17 protein-coding genes are annotated in these 19448 nt (G+C 61.5%); 7 read left to right on the top strand and 10 right to left on the bottom strand.

The window, feature by feature from the left end; all coding sequences use genetic code 11:
* Positions 1-313 precede the first annotated feature (313 nt).
* The 6 genes from JV201_RS04665 (at position 314) to cmoB (ending at position 7017) form a co-directional block, all read left to right on the top strand.
* On the top strand, positions 314-1303 hold the full coding sequence (locus tag JV201_RS04665; RefSeq protein ID WP_003210410.1) for a GntR family transcriptional regulator: 990 nt from the start codon (positions 314-316) through the stop codon (positions 1301-1303).
* A 222-nt stretch (positions 1304-1525) separates the two neighbouring features.
* Positions 1526-3946 carry an endopeptidase La gene (lon, locus tag JV201_RS04660; protein ID WP_003210412.1) on the top strand — a complete coding sequence of 807 codons (2421 nt, stop codon included), beginning with the start codon at positions 1526-1528 and terminating at the stop codon, positions 3944-3946.
* A gap of 199 nt (positions 3947-4145) precedes the next feature.
* A complete protein-coding gene (locus JV201_RS04655; protein ID WP_003210413.1) occupies positions 4146-4538 on the top strand; it encodes a protease inhibitor I42 family protein in 393 nt (130 codons plus the stop codon).
* Between the two features lies 1 nt (position 4539).
* Entirely contained in the window at positions 4540-5184 is a 645-nt protein-coding gene (locus JV201_RS04650; RefSeq protein WP_003210415.1) for a lysoplasmalogenase, read from the top strand.
* Positions 5185-5320: 136 nt separating this feature from the next.
* Positions 5321-6064 (top strand): carboxy-S-adenosyl-L-methionine synthase CmoA, encoded by a 744-nt coding sequence (gene cmoA / locus JV201_RS04645; RefSeq protein WP_219406575.1) that lies wholly within the window; start codon positions 5321-5323, stop codon positions 6062-6064.
* Positions 6061-7017, top strand: a complete 957-nt coding sequence (gene cmoB / locus JV201_RS04640; protein WP_219406574.1) for a tRNA 5-methoxyuridine(34)/uridine 5-oxyacetic acid(34) synthase CmoB — start codon at positions 6061-6063, stop codon at positions 7015-7017. Before cmoA ends, cmoB begins: the two co-directional genes overlap by 4 nt.
* A 138-nt stretch (positions 7018-7155) precedes the next feature.
* Here the strand turns inward: cmoB and tadA are convergent, their stop codons facing one another.
* From tadA to lptF, 10 genes are all read right to left on the bottom strand, one after another.
* The gene (gene tadA, locus JV201_RS04635; RefSeq protein WP_003210422.1) at positions 7156-7647 is read right to left on the bottom strand and encodes a tRNA adenosine(34) deaminase TadA; all 492 of its coding nucleotides are present in this window, start codon (positions 7645-7647) and stop codon (positions 7156-7158) included.
* Positions 7647-9026: a multicopper oxidase family protein gene (locus JV201_RS04630; RefSeq protein WP_087695164.1), complete on the bottom strand. Its 1380-nt coding sequence runs from the start codon at positions 9024-9026 to the stop codon at positions 7647-7649. Before JV201_RS04630 ends, tadA begins: the two co-directional genes overlap by 1 nt.
* A 218-nt stretch (positions 9027-9244) precedes the next feature.
* A complete protein-coding gene (gene pdxJ / locus JV201_RS04625) occupies positions 9245-9988 on the bottom strand; it encodes a pyridoxine 5'-phosphate synthase (RefSeq protein WP_003210427.1) in 744 nt (247 codons plus the stop codon).
* Between the two features lie 52 nt (positions 9989-10040).
* Positions 10041-10730 carry a DNA repair protein RecO gene (gene recO, locus JV201_RS04620; RefSeq protein WP_003210428.1) on the bottom strand — a complete coding sequence of 230 codons (690 nt, stop codon included), beginning with the start codon at positions 10728-10730 and terminating at the stop codon, positions 10041-10043.
* A 164-nt stretch (positions 10731-10894) separates the two neighbouring features.
* Positions 10895-11797, bottom strand: coding sequence for a GTPase Era (era, locus tag JV201_RS04615; protein ID WP_003210432.1), 903 nt, complete (start codon positions 11795-11797; stop codon positions 10895-10897).
* Positions 11790-12479, bottom strand: coding sequence for a ribonuclease III (rnc, locus tag JV201_RS04610; RefSeq protein WP_003210434.1), 690 nt, complete (start codon positions 12477-12479; stop codon positions 11790-11792). The genes era and rnc overlap by 8 nt, the downstream gene beginning before the upstream one ends.
* Before the next feature lie 147 nt (positions 12480-12626).
* Positions 12627-13481, bottom strand: coding sequence for a signal peptidase I (gene lepB / locus JV201_RS04605; RefSeq protein WP_003210437.1), 855 nt, complete (start codon positions 13479-13481; stop codon positions 12627-12629).
* Between the two features lie 5 nt (positions 13482-13486).
* Positions 13487-15286: a translation elongation factor 4 gene (gene lepA / locus JV201_RS04600; RefSeq protein ID WP_003210439.1), complete on the bottom strand. Its 1800-nt coding sequence runs from the start codon at positions 15284-15286 to the stop codon at positions 13487-13489.
* A gap of 152 nt (positions 15287-15438) precedes the next feature.
* Positions 15439-16518, bottom strand: a complete 1080-nt coding sequence (lptG, locus tag JV201_RS04595) for an LPS export ABC transporter permease LptG (protein ID WP_003210440.1) — start codon at positions 16516-16518, stop codon at positions 15439-15441.
* Complete coding sequence (lptF, locus tag JV201_RS04590) at positions 16511-17629, bottom strand: LPS export ABC transporter permease LptF (protein ID WP_003210442.1); 1119 nt, start codon at positions 17627-17629, stop codon at positions 16511-16513. The genes lptG and lptF overlap by 8 nt, the downstream gene beginning before the upstream one ends.
* Before the next feature lie 282 nt (positions 17630-17911).
* Here lptF and JV201_RS04585 point away from each other — a divergent pair, with 282 nt between their 5' ends.
* Positions 17912-19402, top strand: coding sequence for a leucyl aminopeptidase (locus JV201_RS04585; RefSeq protein WP_003210444.1), 1491 nt, complete (start codon positions 17912-17914; stop codon positions 19400-19402).
* Positions 19403-19448 lie beyond the last annotated feature (46 nt).

Here is a 19448-nt window from a genome sequence, read left to right as displayed (position 1 = left end):
CATATTAATAAAATGTACATTTTACAAAGGCAGCTTTCGTGCCAGTCTTGTGGACAGCTCGGTTGCCACACCTGGCACTTTGGAGCAGATCCACGGGCTAGATGGGTTTCAGGCATTAAAAGAAATATCGGCTGGTGTTTAAGGCTCGCCAGGAATGAAATAATGTATCTTTTATTAATAAATACATTTTGGTGCAGAAAAGTAACATCAACCCTCTGAAGGCCCCAAAAAAGTGCCACCGACGTGGCGCAGAGTGACAGGCGCAACTATGAGAGAATCCCCGGCCACCGACCCGTTTGCTCCAGAGAGCCCGATGAAAGCAGTGTCAGCCTCGGCTTCCCGTTACGCGATGATTCACCAGGTTCTGCGCGACGCCATCACCCACGGCACCGCCCGCCATGGCCTGGTGTTGCTGGAAGCGCCGCTGGCCGAATTGTTCGGCACCAGCCGGGTGCCGGTGCGCAAGGCGCTGAACCTGTTGCATGACGAAGGGTTGATCTGCCGCTTCGATGGCCGGGGTTACCTGATCAACCCCGACGGCCTGGACATGGAGCCGCTGCGCCTGCCCCTGAGCCATGCGCACCTGGGCCTCAACGGTGAAGATGAATTGGTGGACACCCGGCCACTGGGGGAGCGCATCGTCGAGGAAATCGGCGCGGCGCTCTCGACCTGTATCGCCTTCGGGCATTATCGCCTCGATGAACAGGCCGCCGCCGAGCACTACAACGTCAGCCGCGCGGTGGTGCGTGAAGCGCTGATGCGCCTGCGGGACCGTGGCCTGGTGGAAAAGGAACCCTATTCCCAATGGCTGGCCGGGCCACTGACTGCCCGGGAAGTCACCGAAGACTACGAACTGCGCGCCTGCCTGGAGCCCGAAGCCCTGCGCCAGAGCGCGCCGAACCTCGACCGCGACCTGCTGCACGCCATGTTGCAGCGCGTGCTCGATGCGCAAAACAGCGCCCATTGCAGCCTGGAAGAGATCGAGCAGATCGAGGAAGACCTGCACCAGCACTGCCTCGCCGGCCTGCAAAATCGCAAGATCGCCGCGCTGATCCGCCAGGGGCAGAGCCCGATGATCATCAGCCGGATTTTCTACCGGCTGCTGGGCATCGGTGCCGATCCGGCGATGCTGGCCGAGCACCGGCTGATCCTTGAGCTGTTGCTGCATGGCGCCTTCGACGCCGCCGCACTGAACCTGCGCGAGCACCTGCAACGGGCCCGGCAGCGGATGTTGCAGCGTTTGAAGGTGCTGTCGGTGCTGCCTGAACAACCTTTACCGGCCTACTTGCACAAACTCAGCTGACGAAATGCAATCGAAAATGTGGGAGCGGGCTTGCTCGCGAAGGCGGCGCATCAGTCACAGATGCATCGACTGACAGACCGCCTTCGCGAGCAAGCCCGCTCCCACATTTGTTCAGCGGTGCTTTTGAAAATATTGTGCAATATGTTGCTATCTCACCCCCCCCATTGAAACCACTGCCGACCCGCCCCATCTAACTTGCATACTTCCCTATGCAGGTGCCCCATGAGCGACCAGCAAGAATTCCCGGACATCGACCTCAACGACTACGCCGACCCGGAAAACGCTGAACACACTTCCGCAAACACTGGCTTGGCCCTCCCAGGGCAAAACCTGCCCGACAAGGTCTACATCATCCCGATCCACAATCGGCCTTTCTTCCCGGCGCAAGTGTTGCCGGTGATCGTCAATGAAGAGCCGTGGGCCGAAACCCTGGAGCTGGTGAGCAAGTCCGACCACCACTCCCTTGCCCTGTTCTTCATGGAAACCCCGCCCGAAGATCCGCGCCACTTCGACACCTCCAGCCTGCCGCTGTACGGCACCCTGGTGAAGGTGCACCACGCCAGCCGCGAAAACGGCAAGCTGCAATTCGTCGCCCAGGGCCTGACCCGCGTGCGGATCAAGACCTGGCTCAAGCACCACCGCCCACCGTACCTGGTGGAAGTCGAATACCCGCACCAGCCGACCCAGCCGACCGACGAGGTCAAGGCCTACGGCATGGCGCTGATCAATGCGATCAAGGAACTGCTGCCGCTCAACCCGCTGTACAGCGAAGAACTGAAGAACTACCTCAACCGCTTCAGCCCCAACGACCCGTCGCCGCTGACCGACTTCGCCGCCGCCCTCACCTCGGCCACCGGCACTGAACTGCAGCAAGTGCTGGACTGCGTGCCCATGCTCAAGCGCATGGAAAAAGTCCTGCCGATGCTGCGCAAGGAAGTCGAAGTCGCGCGCCTGCAAAAAGAAATCTCCGCCGAAGTGAACCGCAAGATCGGCGAGCACCAGCGCGAGTTCTTCCTCAAGGAACAACTCAAGGTCATCCAGCAAGAGCTGGGGCTGACCAAGGACGATCGCAGCGCCGACGTCGAGCAATTCGAACAGCGCCTGGTGGACAAGGTCCTGCCGACCCAGGCGCAGAAACGCATCAGCGAAGAAATGAACAAGCTGTCGATCCTGGAAACCGGTTCGCCGGAGTACGCGGTCACCCGCAACTACCTGGACTGGGCCACCTCGGTGCCGTGGGGCGTGTATGGCGAGGACAAACTCGACCTCAAGCACGCCCGCAAGGTACTCGACAAACACCACGCCGGCCTGGATGACATCAAGAGTCGCATCCTCGAGTTCCTCGCCGTGGGCGCCTATAAGGGCGAAGTCGCCGGCTCCATCGTGTTGCTGGTGGGCCCGCCGGGCGTGGGCAAGACCAGTGTCGGCAAATCGATTGCCGAATCCCTCGGCCGGCCGTTCTACCGCTTCAGCGTCGGCGGCATGCGCGACGAGGCCGAGATCAAGGGCCATCGCCGCACCTACATCGGTGCGATGCCGGGCAAGCTGGTGCAAGCCCTCAAAGATGTGGAAGTGATGAACCCGGTGATCATGCTCGACGAGATCGACAAGATGGGCCAGAGCTACCAGGGCGACCCGGCCTCGGCCCTGCTCGAAACCCTCGACCCGGAACAGAACGTCGAATTCCTCGACCACTACCTGGACCTGCGCCTGGACCTGTCCAAAGTGCTGTTCGTGTGCACCGCCAACACCCTGGATTCGATCCCCGGCCCGTTGCTGGACCGGATGGAAGTGATTCGCCTGTCGGGCTACATCACCGAAGAAAAGGTCGCGATTGCCAAGCGTCACCTGTGGCCAAAGCAGCTGGAAAAAGCCGGCGTGTCGAAAAACAGCCTGTCCATCAGCGACGGCGCCCTGCGCGCCCTGATCGATGGTTACGCTCGCGAAGCCGGGGTGCGTCAGTTGGAGAAACAGCTGGGCAAACTGGTGCGCAAGGCGGTGGTCAAGCTGCTGGATGAGCCGGACTCGGTGATCAAGATCGGCAACAAGGACCTGGAAGCCTCCCTGGGCATGCCGGTGTTCCGTAACGAGCAAGTGCTGTCGGGCACCGGTGTGATCACCGGCCTGGCCTGGACCAGCATGGGCGGCGCGACCCTGCCGATCGAGGCGACGCGCATCCACACGCTGAACCGTGGCTTCAAGCTCACCGGGCAACTGGGTGAAGTGATGAAGGAGTCGGCCGAGATTGCCTACAGCTACATCAGCTCGAACCTGAAGTCGTTTGGCGGTGACCCGAAGTTCTTCGATGAAGCCTTCGTGCACCTGCACGTGCCGGAAGGCGCCACGCCGAAAGACGGCCCGAGCGCGGGCGTGACCATGGCCAGTGCGCTGCTGTCGCTGGCGCGTAACCAGCCGCCGAAAAAAGGCGTGGCCATGACCGGTGAACTGACGCTGACCGGGCATGTGCTGCCGATTGGCGGGGTGCGCGAGAAGGTGATTGCGGCGCGGCGCCAGAAGATTCACGAGTTGATCTTGCCGGAGCCTAACCGGGGGAGCTTTGAAGAGCTGCCGGAGTACCTGAAGGAAGGGATGACGGTGCACTTTGCCAAGCGCTTTGCGGATGTGGCGAAGGTGTTGTTCTGATAGTTATGTAGCGCCTGAGCTGGCCTCTTCGCGAGCAAGCCCGCTCCCACACTTGACCGAGTCCATGCTTTGGAATGCGGTCGAATGTGGGAGCGGGCTTGCTCGCGAAGAGGCCGGTGCAGCCAACACAACGCCATCTGTCACACCTTGTCTCATCTTCGGTTATGCTCGCCCTTCGTCGCCAAACAACGGAGCCCCCATGACCGCTGCCCGTCTGCTTCTCCCCCTGAGCCTTTGCCTGCTCGCCGCCTGCGCCAGTGCGCCGAAGCAAAACGTCACCGTGGAAAAACAGAGCGCCTGCCCGCTGCAACTCAAGACCGGGCAAAACCTGATCCTGACCCTGCCCAGCAATCCCACCACCGGTTACCGCTGGGCCATCCAGGACTCGGCCGGCGGCGTGCTGCGCAGCCTGAGCCCCGAGGTCTACAGCAACACCGACGACACCGGCGTGGTCGGCAGTGGCGGCCAATCCACCTGGCGCTTCCAGGCCTTCAACGCCGGCCAGGGCCGTTTGCGCCTCACCTCACAACAACCCTGGGAGCCGGAAGCTGAACCGGCCGAAACCTTCGACTGCGCCATTACGGTGAACTGATATGCCATGGATGATCCTTGCGTTGATGGGGGCGGTAACCTTTATCTACGGCCTGAGCACCCACGCCACCCTGCTCTGCCTGTTGGTAAAGCCATTGCCGGTACTGGCGCTGCTGGGCTGGCTGCATGATGCGCCGCCCACTGACTATCGACGCTGGATCAGCCTGGGGCTGATTTTTTCCCTGGTGGGCGACGTGCTGCTGGCCTGGCCCGGCGACCTGTTCATCTTCGGCCTCGGTGCGTTTTTGTTCGCACACCTGGCGTACCTGAAAGCCTACTTGAGCGACTGCCGCCGCCCGGCGATTTTGCCGCTGGTACTGGCGCTGGTGGTGGGCGCGATCTTGCTGAGCATTCTGATTTCCCATGGCCTGGGCCCATTGCTGGTGCCGGTGGTGGTGTATGCGCTGGTGATCAGCGCGATGCTGTGGCGAGCGCTTGCGCGGTTGGGCAGCGGCGTGCCCAAGCGCTCGGCATACCTGGCGGCCGCAGGTGCGGCGTCGTTCGTGTTTTCCGACACGCTGATCGGGATCAATCGGTTTGTGGTGGCGTTTGAAGCGGCGCCGTATTTGCTGATTGTCAGCTACTGGCTGGGGCAGTGGGGCATTACGGCCTCTTCCTTTCCTCAGAAAAAAACCGTCAACCTGTAGGAGCTGGCTTGCCAGCGAAAAAACCCACAGTTGCCGCGTTCATCCAGAAAGTCCGCGTCATCGTTAACGAACATCGCCGGCAAGCCAGCTCCTACGCTAAAATGCCCGGCTTTCCCCCTTCGTCGCCGGAACAGCCGTGAGCAAAGAACCCGATCGCCTATTCGCCCAGCCCCTGCCCCAGGTGCCGGACTTCGCCTTCAACGAAGACGTGGTGCGGGTTTTCCCGGACATGATCAAGCGCTCGGTGCCCGGCTACCCGACCATCGTCGAGAACCTCGGCGTACTCGCGGCGCAGTTTGCCCAGCCCAATAGTGTGCTCTACGACCTCGGTTCATCCCTCGGCGCGGTGACCCAGGCCCTGCGCCGTCACGTGCGCACCGACGGTTGCCGGGTGATCGCGGTGGATAACTCGGCGGCGATGGTCGAGCGTTGCCGCGAATACCTCAACGGCCAGGACTCGATGTTCCAGGAGTTGCTGCCGGTGGAGGTGATCGAGGGCGATATCCTCGCCCTGCAATTCCAGCCGGCTTCGGTAGTGGCGCTGAACTTCACCCTGCAATTTATCGCCCCCGAACAACGCCAGGCGTTGCTCTCGCGCATTCGCCAATCGCTGCTGCCGAGCGGCGCGCTGATCCTTTCGGAAAAGCTGCGCTTCAATGACCCGGAAGAACATGCGCTGCTCACCGATTTGCACATCGCCTTCAAGCGTGCCAACGGCTACAGCGAACTGGAAATCGCCCAGAAGCGCAGCGCCATCGAAAACGTCATGAAGCCCGACAGCCTCGAAGAACACCGCGAACGCCTGCTGGCGGCCGGGTTCTCGAAAGTCGTGCCGTGGTTCCAGTGTCTTAACTTTGCTTCGTTGATTGCCTTGCCATGATTGATCTGTCTCCCCTCGCCCGCCATCTGGTCGGCACTCCCCTGGCCGTATGGGCCCAGGGCCTGCAAGCGCAACTCGATGCAAAGATGGAAAAAGGCCATGGCGACCTGGAACGCTGGCAGAGCGCGCTGGATGCGCTGCCGAAGATCATGCCCAGTGAAATCGACCTGCTGAACGGCCTCGTGCTCGATACCGACTGCGACGACGACACCCGTGCGCAAATGCGTACTGCGCTGATGGGCCTTTGCCCGTGGCGCAAGGGGCCGTTCGATCTGTTCGGCGTGCACGTGGACACCGAATGGCGCTCGGACTGGAAGTGGTCACGGGTCGCGCCGCACCTGGACCTCAAGGGCAAACGCATCCTCGATGTGGGCTGCGGCAACGGCTATTACATGTGGCGCATGCTCGGCGCCGGCGCCGACAGTGTGATTGGCGTCGACCCGAACTGGTTGTTCTTCTGCCAGTTCCAGGCGGTGCAGCGTTATCTGCCGACGCCCAAGGCCTGGCACCTGCCGTTCCCGTTTGAAGACCTGCCGTCGAACATGGAAGGCTTCGACACGGTATTTTCCATGGGTGTGTTCTACCATCGCCGCTCGCCCATCGAGCATTTGCTGGCGCTGAAGGATTGCCTGGTCAAGGGTGGGGAGCTGGTGCTGGAGACGCTGGTGGTTGAAGGCGATCAGCAGCAAGTGCTGGTGCCGGAAGACCGCTACGCGCAGATGCGCAACGTTTGGTTCCTACCGTCGGTGCCGGCGCTGATGCTGTGGCTGCGGCGTGCGGGCTTCAGTGAGGTGCACTGTGTGGACGTGAGCGTGACCACGGTCGAGGAACAGCGCGGCACGGAGTGGATGAAGTATCAGTCCCTCAGCGACTTCCTGGACCCAGAAGATCACAGCAAGACCATCGAAGGGCTGCCGGCGCCGATGCGGGCGGTGATTGTCGCGAAGAAATAAGACTGCTGTTGTGTTGAAGAAATAAGACTGCTGTTGTGGCGAGGGAGCTTGCTCCCGCTGGAGTGCGCAGCGCTCCCCAGATTTTGGGGCCGCTACGCAGCCCAGCGGGAGCAAGCTCCCTCGCCACAGGGTATCGCGTCAGCCTTTGGCTCTTCGCGCCTTGAAGAACTCGCTCAACACCGTCCCGCACTCCTCGGCCAACACCCCGCCCTCATACAGCACCCGATGGTTGAGAAAGCCCTGGGTAAAAAACTGCCCCTGGCTTTGCACAATCCCGGCTTTGGGCTCCAGCGCGCCGTACACCACCCGGGCAATCCGTGAATGCACGATCAGCCCGGCGCACATGCTGCACGGCTCCAGCGTGACGTAGAGCGTGCTGCCCGGCAGCCGGTAATTGCTGACAGCCTGAGCAGCGGCCCGAATCGCGACCATCTCGGCATGCGCACTGGGGTCGTTGCCGCTGATGGGGCAGTTGAAGCCGCGCCCGATCACTTCGCCATCCTGCACCAGCACCGCGCCCACCGGCACTTCGCCCAGCGCGGCCCCCTGGGCAGCCAGGGCCAGCGCTTCACGCATGAAGTCCTGGTCGCGGCTGCGGTCGATAATCGCCGTGGGGCGAAACTGGCGCATCACGCCACCTCGATGGCGGCCATCAGGCCGGTTTCCATGTGGTCGATCACATGGCAGTGGAACATCCAGACACCCGGGTTATCCGCCACCAGCGCCACGCGGGCACGCTCGTTCTTGCCCAGCAGGTAGGTGTCGGTGAAGTACGGAATCACCTTGTGGCGGTTCGAGGCGATGACCTTGAAACTCATGCCGTGCAGGTGGATCGGGTGTTGGTACTGGGTCATGTTCTTCAATTCGAAAATGTAGCTCTTGCCCTTTGCAAGCTTGGCAATCGGGCGGTCGGCGCAGGTCTTGTCGGTGATGTCCCAGGCCTGGCCGTTGATCTGCCACAGGCTCGGTGGCTTATTGTCCACGTTCACCGAGACCGATCCAACCCATTCGAAATTGAAGTTGAGTTTCTCGGCATTGGCCAGGTCCGGCTCGGCAATCGGGTTCGCCGGCAACGCAGGCGGCCATTCGGTCGCCGTGTCGGTGCTGGCCACCGAGCGGAAGGTGCCCAGGCGTACCGGGCCGTTGCGGATCGACAATTCTTCACCGGCGGGCGGCGCCTTGATCGCCAGGCAGATGCGCATGCCAGGGCCGAGCCAGTATTCCTTGCCCAGCGGGCGCGGTTCGATGGGGTTGCCGTCCAGGGCATAGATCTGCGCTTCAACGTCGGGGATGTTGATGCGATAGGTCAGGGTGTTATCGAGGTTGAGCAGGCGCACACGGGTGATCTGCCCGGCCGGCAAATCAATCACCGCCTGGGACACGCCATTGATGGTCGACAGGCGTCCGGCGGTGCCGCCCCGGGCCGCTTCGCGGGGAATGCTGAAGGCGACAAAAGCGCCCTCTTCGTCCACGTGCCAGCTTTTCAGGCTCAGGGTGCGTTCGTGCTTGAAACCGGTGGGTTCGCGCTCCTCGATGATCAGCGGGCCCACCAGGCCACGGCCCAGTTCTTCGCTGCTGTTCACGTGGGGGTGATACCAATAGCTGCCGGCATCGGGCACGCGGAATTTGTAGTCGAAGTATTCGCCCGGCAGTACCGGCAATTGCGAGACATACGGCACGCCGTCCATTTCCAGCGGCAGGCGTATGCCATGCCAGTGGATGGTGGTGGCGACCGGCAGGTGGTTGATAAAGCGTACCCGCAGCCATTCACCCTGGCGCACTCGCAACTCGGTGCCCGGCGCCGAAGGGCCGAAGGCCCAGGCCTGGGTCTTGTGCCCCGGCACCAGCTCCACGTCCAGCGGCGCGGCGATCAGCTCGTAATCGTGCCCCGCCTCGGCCTCGGCCACCTTCCCGAGCCAGTAGCGATAGGCGCCACCGGCACCGACGCCCACCACCGCGAGACCGGCAAGACCACCCAGGATTTGTCGACGGGAAAACGATTGGGACACAACAACCTCACGTATCTGCCGCGGGTCCGAGACCCGCAAAGGGCAGATACCATACACCGGCATCACCTAAACAGTAAGGGTTCGCATTGCCACATGTGGGAGCGGGCTTGTGTGGGAGCGGGCTTGCTCGCGAAAGCGGCGTGTCAGACGATGCATGAGTAACAGACCCACCGCCTTCGCGAGCAAGCCCGCTCCCACATTGGATCTTCAGCGCTCTTTTAATGTTTGGCGGCGGCCAGAATCAAGGCTTTCATCTCGGCGACGGCGCCTTTGAAGCCGACGAACAGCGCATGAGCCACCAGTGCATGGCCGATGTTCAGCTCGTTGATGCCCTTGATCGCAGCCACGGCTTCGACGTTATGGTAGTGCAGGCCGTGGCCGGCGTTGACGATCAGGCCTTCGCCCAGGCCGCAGTTGACGCCGTCGATGATGCGCTGCAATTCGTCGGCAACTTCGGTCGGCGTGGTCGCGTCGGCATAACGGCCGGTGTGCAGTTCGATGGCCGGGGCACCGACACGGCGCGAAGCTTCGATCTGGCGCTCATCGGCATCAATGAACAGCGAGACTTCACTGCCGATCTTCGACAGGCGCTCCACGGCAGCCTTGATCCGCGCTTCCTGGCCAGCCACATCGAGGCCGCCTTCGGTGGTCAGTTCCTGGCGGGTTTCCGGCACCAGGCAGATATGCGCCGGGCGAATGCGCTCGGCGAACGCCATCATTTCCTCGGTGACGCCCATTTCGAAGTTCATGCGGGTTTGCAGCACGTCCTTGAGCAGCAGCACGTCGCGCTCCTGGATGTGGCGCCGGTCTTCGCGCAGGTGCACGGTGATGCCGTCGGCGCCCGCTTCTTCGGCGTCCAGCGCGGCCTTGACCGGGTCCGGGTAACGGGTGCCCCGGGCCTGGCGCAGGGTGGCTACGTGGTCGATGTTCACGCCGAGAAGAATGCGATTGCTGGTGGTCACGAAAAGCGCTCCTGAAGAGGGAAGGAATCGCTGCACAGCATACACGGGGATGTCAGGGCTTTCGAAACAACTCGCGGCTGACCAGTGGTCGACCGCCCAGATGCACGGCCAGGGCTTGGCGCATCAGGCGCTTGGCGGCGGACAGGGCGCCGGGGGCGGTCCAGTCGGCTTCGCTCATGGCGAGCAATTCGGTGCCCTGGAACAGGCCGGGTTGCAGCAGGTAGACCCGCTCCAGGCCTGCGTCCACTTGCAGGCGATACATGCCGTCGGCGGCGATGGGCTCGCCGTGCAGGTCGTTGCTCAGTTCGAAGCCGTAGCCCAAGTCATCCAGCAGGCGCCATTCGAATGCGCGCAGCAGCGGTTCCAGGGGACGGCCTTCGGCGAGGGCGAGCAAGGTGGCGGCATAATGATCGAAGACGCCGGGGTGCGGGTCTTCGGCGGGGAGCAGGCGGATCAGCAATTCGTTGAGGTAAAGGCCGCTGAACAGCGCCTCACCGTTGAGCCAGTTGGAGGCGCCGGCAGCTTCCATGCGGCCGACGTTCTTCAGCTCGCCGCGTCCACGAAACTCCACTTCCAGGGCCACGAAGGGCCGCGCCAGGGTGCCGGCCTTGCCGCGTGCACTGCGCAAGACCGCGCGCAGGCGGCCTTGGGGCGTGAGGAAGTCCACCAGGGCGCTGGTCTCGCGGTAGGCGCGGCTGTGCAAGACGTAGGCGGGTTGGCCGGTGGGTGGGGTTTGAGACATGGGGTTCTCGCTGCGGGAACACGGTCTGGAAAACAACGACTATCCAATGTGGGAGCGGGCTTGCTCGCGAATGCAGGGTGTCAGTCAACACATCTGGTGACTGACACCCTGCATTCGCGAGCAAGCCCGCTCCCACATTTGTCCTGCGGTGTTCCGGAGACCTGTTACAGGTCGCCGTAACCCAACGAACGCAACGCACGCTCATCATCGGACCAACCACCCTTAACCTTCACCCACAGGTTGAGCATGATCTTGGAATCAAACAGCAATTCCATGTCCTTGCGCGCTTCGGTGCCGATGCGCTTGATGCGCTCGCCCTTGTCGCCAATGATGATTTTCTTCTGGCCGTCACGCTCGACGAGGATCAACGCATGGATATGCAGGGTCTTGCCCTGCTGCTTGAACTCTTCGATTTCGACGGTGATCTGGTACGGCAGCTCGGCACCCATCTGGCGCATGATTTTCTCGCGTACCAGTTCGGCGGCGAGGAAACGGCTGCTGCGGTCGGTGATCTGGTCTTCCGGGAAGAAGTGTTCGTTCTCCGGCAGGTAGCCAGCAATCACACGTTCCAGGGCTTCAAGGTTGTGCCCGTGCTGGGCCGAGATCGGCATGATCTGGGCGTTCGGCAGTTGTTCCTGCAGCCAGCTCAGGTGCGGCATCAGCTCGGCCTTGTCTTCGATGCGGTCGGTCTTGTTCAACGCGACGATCAACGGGCCGGTGACATACTGCACGCGCTCCAGAACCATCTGGTCTTCGTCGGTCCACTTGGTACGGTCGACCACGAAGATCACCACGTCGACGTCTTTCAACGCGGCCGAAGCGGTTTTGTTCATGTAGCGGTTGAGGGCCTTTTCGCCGCCTTTGTGCATGCCCGGGGTATCAACGTAGACAGCCTGTACGGCGCCTTCGGTCTTGATGCCCAGCATGTTGTGGCGGGTGGTCTGGGGCTTGCGCGAGGTGATCGCCAGCTTCTGTCCCAGGATGTGGTTCAGCAACGTGGACTTGCCCACGTTCGGACGGCCGACGATGGCAACATAGCCACAGCGAGTTGCGGTTGAATCAGTCATGGCCATTCTCCACGCCCAGGGCAATCAGTGCTGCAGCGGCCGCTACCTGTTCGGCAATACGACGGCTCACACCCTGACCTCGGCTTTTTTCATTCAGTAAGGTGATTTCGCATTCGACGAAGAACACTCGGCAATGCGGCTCACCCTGGATATCCACCACTTCGTAACGCGGCAGGTCGCAACCACGGGACTGCAGGAATTCCTGCAGGCGGGTCTTTGGATCTTTGTTGGTGTCTACCAGCGTCAGGCTTTCGATTTCGGTCGACAGCCAGGCGACGACGCGCTCCTTGGCCGCTTCCATGCCCGCGTCGAGGTAGATCGCGCCGATCAGTGCCTCAAGGGCGTCGGCCAGGATCGACTCGCGACGGAAACCGCCGCTCTTCAGCTCGCCGGAGCCCAGGCGCAGGTAATCACCCAGGTCGAAACCACGGGCCAGTACAGCCAGGGTCTCGCCTTTCACCAGGCGCGCACGCAGGCGCGACAACTGGCCTTCGCGGGCCAGCGGGAAGCGATTGAACAGGGCTTCGCCGGCGACGAAATTGAGGATGGCATCACCGAGGAATTCCAGGCGCTCGTTGTTACGCCCGGCAAAACTGCGGTGTGTGAGGGCAAGGATCATCAATTCCTGATCCTTGAAGGTGTAGCCGAGCTGGCGCTCGAGACGGCTTAGAGAAACGCTCACGGTTTACCCACATTCAGTTCGAGGCACCGGTGGCCTGCGACGATTAACGCTGTGTTCAAATTCAAATCCTGGTGGTTGCTGCATGGAGCCTGGTTTTGTCCAAGCCCCAGAAAAGCATTCGGCGCTGTGTTCACAGCGCCGCATGGATTACTTGATCAGCCCGACCCGCGAGAAGTTCGGCAGGTGGCTGAGCTTGGGTTCCGGCCAACTCATCCAGACCGCGAAGGCCTTGCCGACGATATTCTGGTCGGGGACCATGCCCAGCAGGTCCTTGGGAATATTCGGGTCATCCCAGTAGCGGCTGTCGTTGGAGTTGTCGCGGTTGTCGCCCATCATGAAGTAGTGCCCGGCAGGCACTGTCCACTGGTTGTCAGGCGGCGAACGGTAGCGGCTCATCTCCTTGCGGATTTCGTGCTCTACCGCCCCGAGTTTTTCCTGGTACAGCTCGGCGCTGCCCAGGGTGTTCGGCTCGGAGCCGATCAGTTTTTCTGCCACCGACTCGCCGTTGACGAACAGGCGCTTGTCGCTGGTGTAGCGAATCACGTCGCCCGGCAGGCCCACTACACGCTTGATGTAGTTGACGTTCGGGTCGCTTGGGTAGCGAAACACCATCACATCGCCGCGCTGCGGGTCACCGATCTCGATCACTTTCTTGTCGATCACCGGCAAGCGGATCCCGTAGGAAAACTTGTTCACCAGGATGAAGTCGCCCACGTCCAGGGTAGGTTTCATCGAGCCCGAAGGGATCTGAAACGGTTCCACCAGGAACGAACGCAGCACCAGCACGATGAACAACACCGGGAAGAACGACTTGCCGTATTCAACCAGCATCGGCTCTTTGTTCAGTTTCTCGATCACCGCCACATCGGGCTGGCTGACGCTGCCCTGATAGGACGCGATGGCTGCCCGGCGACGCGGGGCGAAGAACACCAGATCGAGCAACGCCAATAGACCGCAAACGGCAACGGCGATGACCAGCAACAGCGGGAAATTTAGTGACATAGGACCTAACTATCCAACCTGAGCACCGCAAGGAAGGCTTCTTGTGGAATTTCCACGTTACCCACTTGCTTCATGCGTTTTTTACCGGCCTTTTGCTTCTCGAGCAGCTTGCGCTTACGGCTGACGTCGCCGCCATAGCATTTGGCCAGTACGTTCTTTCTGAGTGCCTTGACGGAAGTCCGTGCAATGATCTGCCCGCCGATGGCGGCCTGGATCGCGACGTCGAACATCTGGCGCGGAATCAGTTCTTTCATCTTTTCGGTCAACTGGCGACCTTTGTAGTGCGCGTTGTCCTTGTGCACGATCAGCGCCAGGGCATCCACCTTGTCGCCGTTGATCAGTACATCCAGCTTCACCAGATTAGCTGATTGGTAACGGTCAAAATGGTAATCCAGCGAAGCATAGCCGCGGCTGGTGGATTTGAGACGGTCGAAGAAGTCCAGGACCACTTCGTTCATCGGCAAATCGTAGGTCACTTGCACCTGGGTACCGAGGAACAGCATGTCGTGTTGTACGCCACGCTTTTCGATACACAGGGTAATGACGTTGCCCAGATGCTCTTGCGGCACAAGAATATTGGCCCGCACGATCGGTTCGCGCATGTCTTCGATGGAAGACAGATCCGGAAGCTTGGACGGGTTGTCGACGTAAATCGTTTCACCGGTTTTCAGCGCCAGTTCAAAAATAACCGTCGGCGCGGTGGTGATCAGGTCCAGGTCGTATTCGCGCTCGAGGCGCTCCTGGATGATTTCCATGTGCAGCATGCCCAGGAAACCGCAGCGGAAACCGAAGCCCAGGGCGTCGGAGCTTTCCGGGGTGTACTGCAACGACGAGTCGTTGAGGGTCAGCTTCTGCAGGGCTTCGCGGAAATCCTCGAAGTCGTCGGAGCTGACCGGGAACAGGCCGGCGTAAACCTGCGGCTGGATGCGTTTGAAGCCCGGCAGCACGTCGACGTCAGGGGTGGAGCTCAAGGTCAGGGTGTCACCTACCGGTGCACCGTGGATGTCCTTGATACCGGCGATGATGAAGCCTACTTCGCCGGCTTTCAGATCAGTGGTAGCCGTGTGCTTCGGGTTGAATACACCGACGCTGTCCACCAGGTGGATCTTGCCGGTGGACTTGACCAGGATCTTGTCGCCCTTCTTCACACGGCCGTGGCGTACGCGTACCAGGGAAACAACACCCAGGTAGTTGTCGAACCAGGAGTCGATGATCAACGCTTGCAGCGGATCTTCGTAGTTGCCGGTGGGGGCTGGAATGGTCTTGACCAGGCGCTCGAGCACCTCGTCGACGCCCAGGCCGGTCTTGGCGCTGCACTCGACGGCGTCGGTGGCGTCAATGCCGATGATCTTCTCGATCTCTTCCTTGACGCGGTCCGGATCGGCCTGTGGCAGGTCGATCTTGTTCAGCACCGGCATCACCTCCAGGCCTTGCTCGATGGCGGTGTAGCAGTTGGCCACGGACTGGGCTTCAACGCCCTGGCCCGCATCCACTACCAGCAACGCACCTTCGCAGGCCGCCAGGGAACGGCTGACTTCATAGGTGAAGTCGACGTGGCCCGGGGTGTCGATGAAGTTGAGCTGGTACTTGATACCGTCTTTGGCGGTGTAATACAGGGTTACGCTGTGGGCCTTGATGGTGATCCCGCGCTCGCGCTCGAGGTCCATGGAGTCCAGCACCTGGGCTTCCATTTCACGCTCGGCAAGGCCGCCGCACATCTGGATGAATCGATCGGCCAGCGTCGACTTGCCATGGTCAATGTGGGCGATGATGGAGAAATTGCGGATATGACTCAAATCACTCACGGATCAACACTCAAAAAGGCTGCAGGCAGACTGCCCGCTGAAAAATAGCCGGGAATTGTACCTGATGCGCAGACCAGACGTCATCCATGGCGACCAAGAACAAAAATGCCCCGGTCGTTCGAACGGGGCATTTTTTGTTCATAAGCGCGGGCTCAACCGGCCCGACGCAACAGCCAGAAGCCGGCCACGGCGCAGATGGCGGTCGGCACCAGCACCGCAAACAGCGGCGAGAAACCGAATACCAGGCTGGACGGCCCCAGCAGGTCCTGGGCGATACGGAAGGTGAAACCCACCAGTACGCCGGTAAACACGCGCTGGCCGAGGGTCACGGAACGCAACGGGCCAAAGATGAACGAGATCGCCATCAGCACCAGCGCAGCCGTCACCACCGGCTGCAACACCTTGACCCAAAACGCCAGCCAGTAACGGCCGTTGTTCAAGCCCTGGTCCTTGAGGTAATGGATATACCCCCACAGGCCGGAGATCGGCAGGCTTTCCGGGATCATCACCACGGTATTCAGCAATTCGGGCTTGAGGGAAATATCCCACTGCTCCGTCGGCACATTGATCACTTCGGTGGTCGATGCCGCACCCTTGCCGATATCACGGAAATAGGTGGTGGTCACATCGCTCAGTTGCCACTTTTCGTCGGCGTACTGCGCACGTTTGGCGAAGCTCGACGACAGCAGGTGACGTTCCTTGTCGAAGTGGTAGCGGGTGACACCCACCAGCAAGCCACCCGGCTGCACGGCGTTGATGTGGATAAACTCCTCACCCTGGCGGTGCCACAGGCCATGCTTGGAGCTCTGGGCATCGCCCGAACCCTGGGCCAGGGCACGATTGGCCTGGGCCGTGGACTCGGCTGGAGGCGCCACGTATTCACCGATCAGCACGCTGACCACCATCAGCAACAGCATGGGCTTCATGACCGCCCACACGATGCGACCGATGGAAACACCCGCCGCGCGCATGATGGTCAGCTCGCTGTTGCTGGCCAGGCTGCCCAGGCCGATCAGGCAGCCGATCAGCGCAGCCATCGGCATCATGTCGTACAGGCGACGGGGCGCCGTCAGCGCCACGTAGCTCAGGACGTCGGTGACGGTGTAGGTATCGCTGACGTTGCCGACTTCATCAATGAAGGCGAACAACGAGGCCAGCCCCAGAATAATGCCCAATACCGCAAGGATTGCGACCAGGACGCTGCTACCAATGTAGCGGTCGAGCTTAACCACGGGCCATCTCCTTCACGCTGCGACGACTCCGCATCTTCAACCGCATCGGTTCCCAATAAAGCAGCCCCAGGCCAATGGCCAGGAAGACCCCGTGGACCCACCACAACCCAAGGGCCGGCGGCAGTTTGCCCTTCTCCAGGGAGCCGCGGGCGGAAATCAGGATGGTCAGGTAAGCCATATAAAGCAGGATCGCCGGCAGCAGCTTGAGGAAGCGGCCCTGGCGCGGGTTGACCCGGGACAGCGGCACTGCCATCAAGGTCACGATAAACACCAGCAACGGCAGGGAAATCCGCCATTGCAGCTCGGCGATCGAACGCAGTTCCTTGCTGCCGATCAGGTCTGGGGTCGGGATCGCGTCGCGGTCGGTGACCTCATCGCTGACATCCGGCCGGGCCAGCATCACGCCATAGGTGTCGTACTTGATTGCGCGGTAATCGGCCTGACCGGGGCTGCCGTCATAGCGATAGCCATCTTCCAGGATCAGGTAACGGCTTCCATCCGGGCGCACTTCCTGGCGCCCCTTGTCGGCCACCAGAATCGAAATACCACGGTCTTTCTGGTTCTGGCCGAGGTTTTTCTGGGAGATGAACACCCCTCCCAGGTTGGCACGGTCATCCGACATTTGCTCGGTATAGGTCACCCGGGTGCCGTCGTTGAGCGCTTGGAAGCGGCCCGGCTCCAGGGTGTCGAATTCGGTCATGGCGTCCTGTTTGTTCAGCACCAGCTGGAACTGCATGGCGCCCTGGGGTGCCAGGCTCAAGCTCAGCCAGGCCACCACCAGCGCGATACCGGTGGCCGGAACCATGGTCATGGCCAGCAAACGTTGCTGGCTCATGCCGGTGGCCGACAACACGGTCATTTCGCTTTCAAGGTACAAGCGGCCGTAGGCCAGCAGAATCCCGAGAAACAGGCCCAATGGCAGGATCAACTGCAGGAAGCCCGGCAGGCGAAAGCCCATGATCAGGAACAGCGAACCCGGATCCAGGGCACCCGAGGCAGCCTGGGCGAGGTATTTGACGAAGCGACCACTCATGATGATGACCAGCAATACCGCACTCACGGCACTCAGGGTCAACAGGACTTCGCGGGATAGATAACGGAAGACGATCAAACCAGACACTCCAGGGTTGTCAGGCTAAGGCGGCCAAACAAGCAAGCATATCGAGTCGACCCATTGCTGCAGGCCGGCTAAAAAGATGGCGCATTATCCTGTGATTGACCGCACCTGTCACGGAGCTTGCTCATACGCGTGCACAAAGCTGCCCGCAAGGGTTGTCAGGCTCGGGCGGCGAGGTTCAAACTGCGGCCTTTGTCGCGGGCGGCCTACAGGCTGCCAAGCTTACAAGCCGGAGTACAGACTCCTGGCTCACTGACCTTTATAAGGGACCCGAAAATGGAACTGGTTGTAAAAAGCGTTAGCCCCGAAACGTTGAAAACCGCCACCCTCGTGGTCGCTGTCGGCGAAGGCCGCAAGCTGGGCGTTGCCGCCAAGCAACTGGACGAACTGAGCGGCGGCGCCATCAGCGCAGTCCTCAAGCGCGGTGACCTGGCCGGCAAGGTTGGCCAAAGCCTGCTGCTGCAAAGCCTGCCTAACCTTAAAGCCGACCGTGTATTGCTGGTGGGCGTTGGTAAAGACGCCGAACTGGGCGACCGTCCGTTCCGCAAGATCATCGCCGGCATCCTCAACACCCTCAAGGGCCTGGGCGGCACCGACGCGGCCCTGGCGCTGGACGAAGTCGTGGTCAAGGGCCGCGACAGCTACGGCAAGACCCGCCTGCTGGCCGAAAGCCTGCTGGACGGCGGCTACGTCTTCGACCAGTTCAAGAGCACCAAGGCCGAACCCCGCGCCCTGAAGAAAGTCACCCTGCTGACCATCAAGGCGGCCCAGGCTGAAGTCGAACGCGCCGTGACCCACGCCCAGGCCATCGCCGGCGGCATGGCGTTCACCCGTGACCTGGGCAACCTGCCACCGAACATCTGCCACCCAACCTACCTGGGCGAGCAAGCCAAGGCGCTGGGCAAGGAATTCAAGGGCCTGAAAGTCGAAGTCCTGGATGAGAAGAAGATCAAGGAACTGGGCATGGGCTCGTTCTATGCCGTGGGCCAGGGCAGCGACCAGCCGCCACGCCTGATCGTGATGCAATACAACGGCGGCAAGAAGTCCGAGAAGCCATTTGCCCTGGTCGGCAAAGGCATCACCTTCGACACCGGCGGCATCAGCCTCAAGCCGGGCCTGGGCATGGACGAGATGAAGTACGACATGGGCGGCGCCGCCAGCGTGTTCGGCACCCTGCGTGCCGTGCTGGAACTCAAGCTGCCGATCAACCTGGTGTGCATCCTGGCCTGCGCCGAGAACATGCCGAGCGGCGGCGCGACCCGTCCGGGCGATATCGTCACCACCCTCAGCGGCCAGACCGTGGAAATCCTCAACACCGACGCCGAAGGCCGCCTGGTGCTGTGCGACGCCCTGACCTACGCCGAGCGCTTCAAGCCGCAAGCCGTGATCGACATCGCCACCCTGACCGGTGCCTGCGTGGTTGCCCTGGGCGCCCACACGTCGGGCCTGCTGGGCAACAGCGACGAACTGATCGGCCAACTGCTCAGCGCCGGCCAGGCTGCCGACGACCGCGCCTGGCAACTGCCGCTGTTCGATGAGTATCAGGAACAGCTGGACAGCCCGTTCGCCGACATCGCCAACATTGGTGGCCCGAAAGCCGGCACCATCACTGCGGCGTGCTTCCTGTCGCGTTTCGCCAAGAACTTCAACTGGGCCCACCTGGACATCGCCGGCACCGCCTGGACCAGCGGCGGCAAGGACAAGGGCGCCACTGGCCGTCCGGTTCCATTGCTGACCCAGTACCTGCTGGACCGCGCCAAAGCCTGAAAATGAAGATCCCCGGGCGCCTGTAAAGCCGCCCGGGGCTCAGGAA

Origin of the sequence: Pseudomonas sp. Colony2, assembly GCF_019382755.1 — a bacterium.
Taxonomy (GTDB): Bacteria; Pseudomonadota; Gammaproteobacteria; order Pseudomonadales; family Pseudomonadaceae; genus Aquipseudomonas.
Note: the sequence above shows the minus strand (reverse complement) of the source record. Positions and strands in the feature narration are given on the sequence as shown.